7 protein-coding genes and 2 pseudogenes are annotated in these 12485 nt (G+C 33.9%); 1 reads left to right on the top strand and 8 read right to left on the bottom strand.

Annotated elements, in window-relative coordinates:
- Positions 1-23: 23 nt before the first annotated feature.
- From IPN31_02310 to carA, 8 genes and pseudogenes are all read right to left on the bottom strand, one after another.
- Complete coding sequence (locus tag IPN31_02310) at positions 24-1478, bottom strand: T9SS type A sorting domain-containing protein (GenBank protein MBK8680741.1); 1455 nt, start codon at positions 1476-1478, stop codon at positions 24-26.
- A 652-nt stretch (positions 1479-2130) separates the two neighbouring features.
- Positions 2131-4160: pseudogene (locus tag IPN31_02305) on the bottom strand (thioredoxin domain-containing protein).
- Positions 4161-5022: 862 nt separating this feature from the next.
- Positions 5023-6570 (bottom strand): hypothetical protein, encoded by a 1548-nt coding sequence (locus tag IPN31_02300; protein ID MBK8680740.1) that lies wholly within the window; start codon positions 6568-6570, stop codon positions 5023-5025.
- Between the two features lie 255 nt (positions 6571-6825).
- Positions 6826-7092: a septum formation initiator family protein gene (locus tag IPN31_02295; protein MBK8680739.1), complete on the bottom strand. Its 267-nt coding sequence runs from the start codon at positions 7090-7092 to the stop codon at positions 6826-6828.
- 143 nt (positions 7093-7235) lie between these two features.
- Positions 7236-8517 (bottom strand): annotated as a pseudogene (eno, locus tag IPN31_02290) (phosphopyruvate hydratase).
- Between the two features lie 235 nt (positions 8518-8752).
- The gene (locus IPN31_02285; protein ID MBK8680738.1) at positions 8753-9154 is read right to left on the bottom strand and encodes a cupin domain-containing protein; all 402 of its coding nucleotides are present in this window, start codon (positions 9152-9154) and stop codon (positions 8753-8755) included.
- Between the two features lie 60 nt (positions 9155-9214).
- Positions 9215-9538 carry a phosphoribosylpyrophosphate synthetase gene (locus tag IPN31_02280; GenBank protein ID MBK8680737.1) on the bottom strand — a complete coding sequence of 108 codons (324 nt, stop codon included), beginning with the start codon at positions 9536-9538 and terminating at the stop codon, positions 9215-9217.
- 509 nt (positions 9539-10047) lie between these two features.
- Entirely contained in the window at positions 10048-11142 is a 1095-nt protein-coding gene (gene carA / locus IPN31_02275; protein ID MBK8680736.1) for a glutamine-hydrolyzing carbamoyl-phosphate synthase small subunit, read from the bottom strand.
- A 160-nt stretch (positions 11143-11302) separates the two neighbouring features.
- Between carA and IPN31_02270 the strand changes: the two genes are divergently transcribed.
- On the top strand, positions 11303-12436 hold the full coding sequence (locus IPN31_02270; protein MBK8680735.1) for a hypothetical protein: 1134 nt from the start codon (positions 11303-11305) through the stop codon (positions 12434-12436).
- Positions 12437-12485 lie beyond the last annotated feature (49 nt).

The raw sequence follows: 12485 nt of genomic DNA, 5'->3' as shown, positions 1-12485 counted from the left end.
GGCCTTCTCTCCTGTGAAGTTTATTATTTTATAATAGAAAAATTCTCTGATGAAATTAATGAAGATTTTTGCATTAACCTTATAGTGTAAAAACCAGAAGATAATTCATCAATATTAAATGAAATAATTTCGGATATGTTATTCAAATGAATTTCCTTCACCAATTGGCCGATATTATTATAAATCGTAATATTTAAATCTCCTTGAGATTCTGATAAATATTTGGCCGGCATCAGAATATTGATTGTATTTGACGCAGGATTGGGATATATATTTATTTCATCCGGCACCTTATCAATATGATTTATACCTGCAATTATGGTATCGCACTCACTGCCTGCTAAGGCGCCGAGGTTGTAGTTAGGGAAATTAGGGAGGCCTAATAAAGATTTATGCCCACCTAGCGAAATGTTAGCAGTATCGAAAAGACAATCTAAGCCATTTGCATCAGGGTTATTAATCACATTTAGATTCATATTTTGCAATTCATAAATATCACTCGGTGCCATTTTATAAGAGAATGGTATATAAATTTTATTGTCCGGACCCAATTGATGTTGGCCTATAAAATAATCAGGAAATGGATTTTCAAATATTAAAATACGTGATTCAATTATATCACTTCGACATAAATTAAATTGATAAATTTGAGATGGCTCATTGTATTTAGATAAGTAAATATAACAACCGTCGCTTGAAAATGAGGCACCGTATGCTTCATTTATATCAATGTTCCTGAGATCAATCCAATTGCTTAATTCTCCACTGCAACGATCAAAATCAAACAAATCTATTATACCACTTGCAGTTACTGAAATTAATTTATCACCTTGTTGGGAAAATAGCATTTCCCCAATTGGATTTAATAATAAATTATAATCCTTTCCAATAGATTGAATATACGGACCTTCTATCATATAAGGTGTAATTAAAAATTTAATAAAATTAGAACTTATTGTTTCATGAATAAAAATCCACCAATCTCTACCGTTCGCATGTTTCGCTGCCGCAATCTTTTCTCCCGCCAATGTATCAATTAGCAATTGATTTTTACTTATAACTTCACCATCCCCTCCATTTAAAGTCATATCTATAATAGAATAAATTAATTTCTGCCCATCACTTATAAAAATATAATATAAATTTTTGCTTAGTGGTTTCTGCAAAACAACACAACCGTTAGTAATGGTTGAAGGATAATTTCCTAATTCGCTGCCCCCTAAATGCTCCCCATTTACCATTATTTCATTGTTTATATTCCAAACTGTATAACTACTTGAGTAAAACATCAGATTGCCTGACGAATCCGATATAGAGCAACATGCTTCTCTGGAAACCAATTGAGAACCTTCAATAGGCTCGGGAATGCCGGAAGAAAAGTTTAATGCAGCACTATCCCCAAAATACCAGTTGTTGGTGAAATTTTGAGCGTATAAATTAGCATTCAATAACATAATTAATATGCCAGTATATTTCATGTAGTATATTTAAATAAAGAGCGCCCGTTTGCTGGCGCTCTTTTAAGTTAAAAAATTATTTGCTAATAATAATTTTGCGGTTGTAAATAACTGTGCAAAAACAGAATTGCTGATTATAATAAAACTTAGAATTAAAAATAAACCTGGAAAAAAATCTGTAGAAGAATATATGCCTAATCTTTTAGAACATGTGGTGTAATAATTTTTCATAGCATGAAGATTTAAAGATGAATGAATAATAAGAAACACATAATTAACCTATTCATTAATTAAAGCCTAATTTTTTTCTACATGATTAAAAATTTCTCCAAGGTTGGCGTCCCCGCCAAACCTTCTAGATATTTATTTCATTAAACATTTTATAAAACATTTTTCAATTTGTAATCAGACTAAACCCGAAGGGTTGATATTATTATAAAAAACAACTCGAAAAAAAAAACCAAACCCCGAAGGGGTGACATTATTTTTGAATTAGGAATTAAGAATGAATGAATAATCAGTAATCAGTGAAGAGTTTTTGTCAATGGTCTAAGTCAATAGTCAAAATTGTTTTTGCTAATAGCCATTTAATAAGGGATGAATTTTTTCATTGTCAATTGTCAACTGTCCATTGTCAATTTAAAAAGTCAATGTTCTAAGCCAACAGTCTAAGTCATCTAACAATCTGCTTCAACGCATCTTCCACATTCGTAACCGGCAACTGACATACTTTATTCTGACATACATAAATAGTAGTTTGTCCGGGCACTAATTTATTTTCTAATAACTGTAAATCACCTTCTTGTTTTCCACCCATTAAAAATATGTTGGGGAGATAATGTGTATCTAATTCGCTGCGCATTTTTTCATAATCATTTCCCAATATTGCCACTTCATAAGGTTCGTGAGTAAGCCATGCAAAAAGTATATCCCAATTTGCATAATACGGTCCGCTTTTCAATGCATCTTTTTTCACAGCCATTGCCATTGCAATAGATTTTTCAATCAAATCATTTCTATCAAAATAATTACCAAGGATAAACATGTTTTTTGCAAACTCAGAACTTGCTGCGGGAATTACATTATCAGTTATCTCCATTTTTCTTGCTATTAATTCCGGATCAATATCCGAAGTATAAAATAACATTCCGCTTTTTGTATCATAAAAATGTTGCAATGCATAATCAGTAATTTGCAATGCTTCATTCAACCATTGTGCATCAAACGTTGCCTGATACAATGCAATAAATGCAGAAGCAGAAAATGCGTAATCATCTAAAAATCCATTGATGCTCGATTTGCCATTTTTGTAATTGCGCTTAAGTCTGTTATCCGGCATTTTCATTTTTGTATTAATGAATGTTGCACTTTTTAATGCCATATCCAGATATTCTTTTTCGCCAAACGCACGATACGCATCCACATAAGCTTTCAACATCAGTCCATTCCATGCAGTTAATATTTTATCATCTAATCCCGGACGAATTCTTTTTTCTCTTGCTGATAATAATTTCTTTTTAGCATCATCCACTTGATGCAATAATTCTTTTCAGAAATATTATATTTTTTTGCAACTGCTGCATCGCTTTGTGTTTTATATAAAATATTAATGCCGTTTTCCCAATTACCACTTTCCATTACATTATAATATTCTAAAATCAATGCGGCATTTTTACCGAGCACATTTTTTATTTCCTCTTGTGTCCATACATAATATTTTCCTTCTTCGCCTTCGCTGTCTGCGTCTAATGCAGAATAAAAACCACCCTCGGGAGAAGTCATTTCTCTTTTTATGAATTCCAATGATTCTTCTGCAATGCGTTTATAATAAGCATCGCCTGTTTGCAAATATGCTGCTGCGTATAAACTGATAAGTTGCGCATTGTCGTACAACATTTTTTCGAAGTGCGGCACTTTCCAATAAGCATCCACTGAGTATCTAGCGAAGCCACCACCAATCTGATCATAGATACCACCATCAGCCATTTTATTCAGTGTAATTGTTACTGCTTTTAATGCATCTGCATCTTGTGATAAATAATAGTAATGCAACAAATATTGATAACCGATTGGCAATGGAAATTTTGGTGCACCTGCTGAACCACCTTCTATATAATCAATATTGTTTTTCCATTTTTTAAAAATCTGATCTAAATCTTTTTCTGAAAAATCTGCTTGTTCTTTGCTCGCATATATTGTTTCACCACTGCGAATTCCTTCGGTTAATAATGTTGCTTGTTCTTCTGTTTCCTTCGGATTTTTTATAGTGTATTCTTTCACTTGTGCTAACATATCCAACCATTGTGCTTTGGGATAATAAGTGCCACCATAAATAGGTCTGCCATCGGGTAATGCAATACAATTTAATGGCCAGCCACCTCTGCCTGTAAGCAATTGCACTGCATTCATATATACCTGATCAATATCAGGACGCTCTTCTCTATCTACTTTTATACAAACAAAATTTTCATTCATATACTTCGCAACTGCAGTGTCTTCAAAACTTTCATGTTCCATCACATGACACCAATGACAAGCAGAATATCCAATGCTTATTATTATCAGTTTATTTTCTTTTTTAGCTTTTTCCAAAGCCTCTTCACCCCACGGATACCAGTCAACCGGATTATGTGCATGTTGCAATAAATACGGACTGGATTCATGTATTAAATGATTTGTGTAAGTATGATTTGAAGTATCCATTTTCTCGGAATTGTTTTGCGCCTGTGTGCATGCTGATAACATAATTATGCTGCAACAGACAATGATGATATGAAATTGTTTGCTATTCAAAATGTCTATAATGATTACTGTAACAATACAAAATAAATATCATTCGGTTTAATGGTGAATGGTGAATGGTGAAAGGTGAATGGTGAGTAGTGAGTGGTGAATGGTGAGTGGTGAGTGGTGAGTGGTGAGTGGTGAATTGTGAATTGTGAGTGGTGAGTAGTGAGTGGTGAGTGGTGAATGGTGAAAAGTGAGTAGTGAATAGTGAAAAGTGAATAGTGAATAGTGAATAGTGAAAAGTGAATAGTGAATAGTGAATAGTGAATGGTGAATGGTGAGTGGTGAGTGGTGTATAGTGAATAGTGATTTTTTTAACCCGAACCCAAAACCCGTAACTTTTTTTGTCAATGTTCAAAGTCAACAGTCAATGTTTTTTTCATTGTCAATTGTCAACTGTAAACTGTCAATTTAAAAAGTTAATAGTCTAAGTTTTTTAGCCAACTGCCAATTGCTAACGGCCAATAGCCATTTAATGAGTGATGATTTTTAACCTGGAACTTTTAGCCTGAAACATTTTTTGTGAATGTTCAAAGTCAATGTTCAAAGTCAACAGTAATGTTTTTTTCATTGTCAATTGTCAACTGTAAACTGTCAATTTAAAAGTCAATAGTCGAAATTTTTTAGCCAACTGCTAAAAGCCAACGGCCAATAGCCATTTTAAGAGTGATGATTTTTTTAACCCGAAACATGTAACCCGAAACCCGAAACTTTTTTGTCAATGTTCAAAGTCAACAGTCAATGTTTTTTTTCATTGTCAATTGTCAACTGTCAATTGTCAATTTAAAAAGTCAATTATCTTTTCCGCATCTTGTTTCCCTTGCAATGCTAATTTTCTGTTCGGCCCTTTTTTAAGTGCGAGTTCATATTGCAATATAGCGTCCTCTCCACGATTTTGTGTGAGCAACCAATCACCATATAATTCATATGTTGGTTTTTGAATTTCCGGTGGACCATAACTATAGCTTATACTTTCTTCTAACGTTATTGATTTTTTAAACCATTCTTCAGTTAGTGCAATATCATTTTCTAACCATGCACTTAATCCAAGCAATTGCGCTTCTATAATTTTACATTGCAGAATATTTGTTGAAGTAACCGCATTGCCATCCAGACTTGCACAATGCGCATCCATTACATCTTGTACTTGCAAAGATTCTTTTTCATAATCTGCATGTAAATCTGCAATCACTTTATCCAATGCAATGTTATCTTTTTTGGAAAATGCTTTCATGCCTTCAATAAAACTATTTTGTGCCCGCACTGCAACATTTAAATCCGATACATCAATCGGAATATCGGCAACAGCACTACTCCAATTATTTGTTTCAACAAGATAAGTTCCTTTTAAATACACTAAATGTGTTTTTGATCTTTGTGATGTTGTAGCATTTGTATAAGTCTGCATATCCCACACTAATTTTTCTGCATCCGCCTCTCTACCTTTTTGCAGATAACCATATTCTAACCAATGATAGGAATGATAACCACGGGCATCATTGTCTGATTGTTTACGTTCCATTCTATCAACACTTGCTTGGTAGGAATGCTCATTAGAACTTATTACTTCATCCCACATTCCCATTGCGACATAAATATGTGAAGGCATGTGTAACGCATGTGCCGCATCAGGTGCCACTTTCGCATATTTGTTTGCAGCATCTAAAGCAAGATGTGCATGTTCAGGATCATCATAAGAGTGAATGAGATAATGCAATGCACCCGGATGATTTGGATTTACATCTAATATTTTTTGTGCAATTACAGCGCCTTTCTCATATACAATTGCATCACGACCTTCTTGCTCTGTTCCTAAAATTGATAATGCATAAAATGCGGCTACCTCCTGATTTTTAGGATATGAATTATACATCTCAGCTAAGTAATTTGAATATGCATTATCTCTTTCCGCTTTTGTTTTTTCGGTTTGATATAACAATGTGATGGAATGAATAAAATCCTGTTCTAATGATGAGAGAGTTTCCAATGTATTCGCATCAGTTATTTTTTTTATTGCTGTTGTTGCTTTTTCAAAATCTTGTTCTGCCCAAAGTGTATGATTGTATGTCATAGCTTCTCCCCAATACGCCATCAGCATATTTGGATCTGCTTCCTGCGCTTTTATAAATTCATCTCTTGCATCTGTATATTCAAAACTGTAGAGCAACAATAATCCTTTTTCAAAATAAGGTTGAGCAGATGTATTTCCACTCACTTCCAAGTGCGCAATTCCAAGTGTATTTATTTCTTGCGTTTTTTCTTTGCAGCCAAAAAGCAAGGATATTATTACAGCAAGTATTGCGAAATATTTTCTTTGAGTTTGCATACTTATAAAGTTCGGTGTTTATGGTGAATAGTGAGTTGTAAATAGTGAATGGTGAGTTGTGAATAGTGAAAAAAATAATGCGCAATAAGCAATTTGCAATAGGCAATTGTGATGAGTAATCAGTGATGAATTTTTTTGTCAACGATTAAAGTCAATGGTGAAAAGTGAATAGTGTTTTTTTAACCCGAAACATGAAACTCGAAACTCAATTTTTTTTCGCCAACAGCTAACGGCCAATAGCCAACAGCCATTTCATCATTTCACAATAACAAACACATCTTCATTCGGTTTCTTCATGTAGTATTTTTCTCTGGCGAATTTTTCTAAGGTCTGTTCGTTAGTCAGCAATTCTTTTAATTGTTGTTTGGCAACTTCTGTTTCTTCAAGATAGTAATCGGCTTTTCCTTTTGCTTCATTCAATGCTTGCAGACGATCTATTTGAACAAGCAAATTATTCTGATCGAAGAACGACATCCAGATAATAAATACAAATCCGGTGAACACAAATTTATTGCGAAACATGGCAGGTACTTTCCATGCCCGAATGCGTTTGCGTATTGTTTGCCATTCAAATTTCATAACATCAAAATTATTAATTGCCATGCAAGTGAAACGACAGCAATCATCTTTACATTGTGCAGATTACCCGAAATAGGACAGTAGAATTATTTTATGAAAATATTTCCCGGCCATACTGCTGCACTTCCTAATTCTTCTTCTATGCGCAACAACTGATTATATTTTGCAATCCGATCGCTGCGGCTGGCAGAACCTGTTTTTATTTGTCCGCAGTTTAATGCAACTGCTAAATCTGCTATTGTAGTATCTTCTGTTTCACCACTGCGATGACTCATTATACTTGTGTATGCATAACGATGCGCCATGTTCACCGCATTAATAGTTTCTGTGAGCGTACCTATCTGATTTACTTTTATTAAAATACTGTTAGCAATATTTTCTTTAATGCCTTTACTAAGACGCACCACATTGGTAACAAATAAATCATCACCCACTAATTGTACTTTTTTTCCAAGTGCATCAGTTAATTTTTTCCATCCACTCCAATCATCTTCTCCCAATCCATCTTCAATGGAAACGATAGGATATTTCTTACACCAGTCTGCCCAAAAATTTACCATCTGTTCACTATTGAATTTTTCTCCTGATGATTTTTTAAAAGTATAAATTCCTGTGCCTGCATCATAAAATTCAGAAGTGGCGGCATCCATTGCAATAAAAATATCTTCACCCGGACGATAGCCTGCAGATTCAATTGACATCAATACAATTTCAATTGCTTCCTGATTGCTTTGAATATCGGGAGCATAACCACCTTCATCACCTACGTTAGTGCTGAAACCTTTTTCTTTAATATTTTTTCAGGTGATGAAATACTTCCACACCCATACGCAAAGCATGCGAAAAATTTTCAGCTCCGGCGGGAACAATCATGAATTCCTGAAAATCAATTTTATTATCTGCATGTGCACCGCCATTTAAAATATTCATCAGCGGAATAGGTAATGTATTTGCATTTGTTCCACCAACATATCTGTACAATGGCAATCCTAATTCATTGGCAGCAGCTTTAGCACAAGCCATAGAAACAGCGAGAATTGCATTAGCTCCCAACTTCGATTTATTTTCGGTGCCATCTAATTCAATCAATAATTGATCAATATAATTTTGCTCTTGCACATTCACACCACCAAGATCGTAAGCGATAATATCATTTACATTATTCACTGCCTGCATCACACTTTTTCCGAGATAAATGTCTGCATCATTATCACGTAACTCCACTGCTTCATGTGTACCTGTTGATGCACCTGAGGGAACCGCAGCTCTGCCCATTGCACCGTATTCGGTATATACATCTACTTCCACTGTTGGGTTGCCACGAGAGTCTAAAATCTGACGGGCTATTATTTCTGTAATGTTGCTCATGTATTAAGTTTAAAAGTTTAAGGTTTCAGGTTTCAAGTTGTGTTATAAATTAAGTCCGATTCTTTTGTAAGTTATCATTCAGTTACCATAAATAAAATTTGATTACAAAAGTATCATCGAAGTTTTTTGTATTTTAAAATGCAAAGATAAAAATTTAGTGTTCACAGATAATTGGGTGGTTATCTATGTTGATATTTCAAAATGCTTTGAAGTAGAATGTTTTGGAGAAATAAGATTATTCTTCTAAAGTAGTAGTAAGCGTTAATATAATCACAGATTCTTTTATTGCTTTCACACTATGGTGCAAACCTTTATGTAATGCAAGCATTTCTCCTTGAAGTAATGTTAATGATTTAGCGTCAGTAGTAAATTTAATTTCACCTTCTATCACTTGCACACTTATAATTCCATCCGCATTATGTTTAGGCATTTCCGCTTCAGCCCGCAAGGCAATTAATACAATGCGTAAACCATTTGTTTTAAAAACAGTAATAGCATTGCGATCGCTGCTTTTCCAGGTATCTTCCGATTTTAATTGTTTTATAAATTCAGGAATATTTATGTTTACTAATGGGGCATCAATTACCCGATCACCTTCAGGTCTTAATTCGGTAGATTCATTTCTTTTTGTTTCCATAATAATACACTTTAAAGTGCATGAGTTTTTTAAAAATAGTAATTGAAAATCTATTTTGTTTTATATATCATCCGGAGAATCATATAACTGTTTTTCTTTGGTTAATGCTTTAATCATTTCTTCCGTAAGCATAATACTAGAAACTCCATATCCATTTACAAGTACTCCTTTTAAATTATATTTTTCAGAAGTAATTGCACATACAATTGCTTCATCGCCGGGATCAGACATTCCTTCAAAGCGATAATTTTTATCTACCACAAAATCACCGGGTAATAATTCAATTTTAGGATCGCTGCACTCTATACGATCTTCTTTTAAATTTAAGTCAGCAGTATATCCTCTTTCCTTAAGTATATTAATTACTTCTGAAACTGTTTTCATTCTAGACATATAAATTATTTGTTGTTTTTTAAATACCATTCAAGAAACATTTCTCGCTTCGATAAGCATTCTTCTTTAGCTAACAAAAATTTCTTTAGCTTGTTTAGGAGTGAATGGTGAATAGTGAATGGTGAATGGTGAATGGTGAGTGGTGAATGGTGAAAAGTGAATGGTGAGTGGTGAATTGTGAGTAGTGAGTGGTGCGTGGTGAGTGGTGAGTGGTGAATGATGAGTGGTGAGTAGTGAGTGGTGAATGGTGAGTGGTGAGTAGTGAGTGATGAATTTTTTCAATTTTGAATTTTATTTTGCCAAAAGCCAAAAGCTAATCGCCAATAGCCATTCAATAAGTGATGAGTTTTTTAACTTGAAACCCGAAACCCGAAACTTTTTAAGTCAATGTTCTAGGTAAATAGTCTATGTTTCTTTCATTGTCAACTGTCAACTGTCCATTGTCAATTTTTTTACATCAGCTAATCATTTTATTTTCACATTCTCACATTTGCACATTCTCACATCAATTTAATAAATTCATCAAACAAATATCTTGCATCATGTGGACCGGGAGTGGCTTCGGGATGGTATTGCACACTGAATGCTTTTTTATCTGTTAGGCGAAATCCTTCTATCGTATCATCATTTAAATTCACATGTGTGATTTGAATATTCTTCGACTTTAAAATATCATCGGGTGAAACACCAAAGCCATGATTTTGAGTTGTGATTTCTGCTTTACCTGTTAGCTTATTTAAAACAGGATGATTTGCACCACGATGTCCGTTATGCATTTTATAAGTAGAAACTCCATTTGCCAATCCCAATAATTGATGTCCGAGACAAATTCCAAACATGGGTTTTTCTGATTGTAAAATTTGTTTTACTGTTTCCACTCCGTAATCCATTGTTGCAGGATCGCCGGGGCCATTGGAAATAAAATATGCATCGGGATTCCATTTATTTGCTTCAGCAAAAGTTGTTTTCGCAGGAACAATTTGCAGATAACAATCTCTGTCTGCAATATTTTTTAAAATACTTTTCTTAACTCCGTAATCATACACAATTACTTTTTTTGCCGCATCCGGATTGCCGATAAAATAGGGTTTTGTTGTACTCACTTTTGATGCGAGTTCCAATCCATCCATTGACGGTACATCTGCCAATTGTTTTTTCAGTTGCTCCACATCGGTTGTTTCGCTGCTGATAATTGCATTCATCGCACCTTTATCTCGTATGTGTCTTACAATTGCTCTTGTATCCACCGCAGAAATACCTACAAGACTTTCATCCAATAAATAATCCTGAATACTTTGCTCGGTCATGCGGCGACTGTATTGCACAGTATAATTGCGCACCACCAATCCTGAAATTTTTATATAATCGCTTTCTGTTTCGGGTTGATAGGCACCATAATTTCCAATATGTGCATTGGTCATCAGCAGTATTTGTCCGAAGTAAGAAGGGTCAGTAAAAATTTCCTGATAGCCGGTCATCCCGGTGTTGAAGCAGATTTCGCCGGTGGTGGTTCCAATTTTTCCGGCGCTGTAGCCTTTGTAAACAGTTCCGTCTTCGAGTAGTAAAACCGCAGGAACTTTTTCGATGTTTTCCATTAAAGCGTAAAGATACACAGACGAGGTCGGGTAGGCAAAAGGAATTTTTAGGTTTCCACATTGAATGCCCAAAATGTATTTATGTAATGAAGTTTCTCGATGAAATATGTTTTAAGTGTGGAGATTTTTTTTAGCTTTAATACATTCAATTCTATTTGTTATGCAATATTTATTACAAGACTTTAGGTATTTTAAATTCAGCACTTTCTTACTTGCTTTTATGATTGGAAATATTTGTGTTGGCCAGACATTGAATAGTTCTCAAAAAATTTACAAGCTTCCTGAATCAGAACATGTATTTAAAGGTGGAAAGCCCTGTGTCATTATGGATGATAATACATTTTTAATTGCAGATCATACGTCAGAATCAATTTTAAAGTATAACAATGATATTTTTTTAGCCGAATTTTCATTTGATTCAATTCCGCCTGAATTTGTTTACCAGATACTTGAAAAATATTATCCTGAAGCAAACTGGATTAATCCTGATATTGTGCGTAAATGGCAAGGGGATTCATTTCAATTCTTTGACTTGTTTGATGTTATTTATGCAGAAAATTCTGTATTTACTTTATTTTATTTCGAGGGATTTTTTTTGGAGAGTGCGGGTTTTGTAAAAAATCATGGGTATAAAATGGTGGCTGAATTTGATAAGAATTTAGTGTTGCAAAATATTGCTCTTATTCAATACCCTGATTTGCAAGCAGCAGTTTATGAAAGGTCATTTCCTTATCCGGATATTCAAGGCGGATATTTTATTGATGGTAAGAATCTGATTATTAAAAATGGTGCAAGTGAAAAGGATTTTTCTGTAACGACAACACCTGCTCTTTTTAAGTATAAAAAAATGAATAGTGATTTATTTGTGTATGAGAATAGCTTACCTATATTTCCCGATACTACTTTCGGCATTCCGGATTTCGATGAGTATGATATGACCAGGTATAATATTATAAATTGTAATGGCAATATGTTTTTTTCAGATGGCAAAAATATAATTGATGCGAATGGCGAAAAGATTTTTTCTGTACAGAATGGTAATGCTATAATTCTTGATTTTGATTGTGCAAGCTATCCGCTTTTCACAATTCTGTATTCTATTCCGGATAGTACATTTAGTTCATGGTCATTTAATATAGGATTATTGAATTTAGAAACGAATCATTTTGAAATGCAACAAATCAATCCTAACGCAACACATCGCTTTCATTCTTTTTCGGTAAAAAATAAAACTATATTGTTACTGGCTAATGCAGAAGATGGAATTTATGTGTACGAGTATTTTGTGGAATAATAAACTCTTAATATTTTATAAAACTGTAATGATTATGATAGTTTTAAGT

Source organism: Bacteroidota bacterium, from assembly GCA_016715425.1.
Lineage (GTDB): Bacteria > Bacteroidota > Bacteroidia > Chitinophagales > BACL12 > JADKAC01.
The sequence above is the reverse complement of the archived record's forward strand: the minus strand, read 5'-3'. Positions and strand labels throughout refer to the sequence as shown.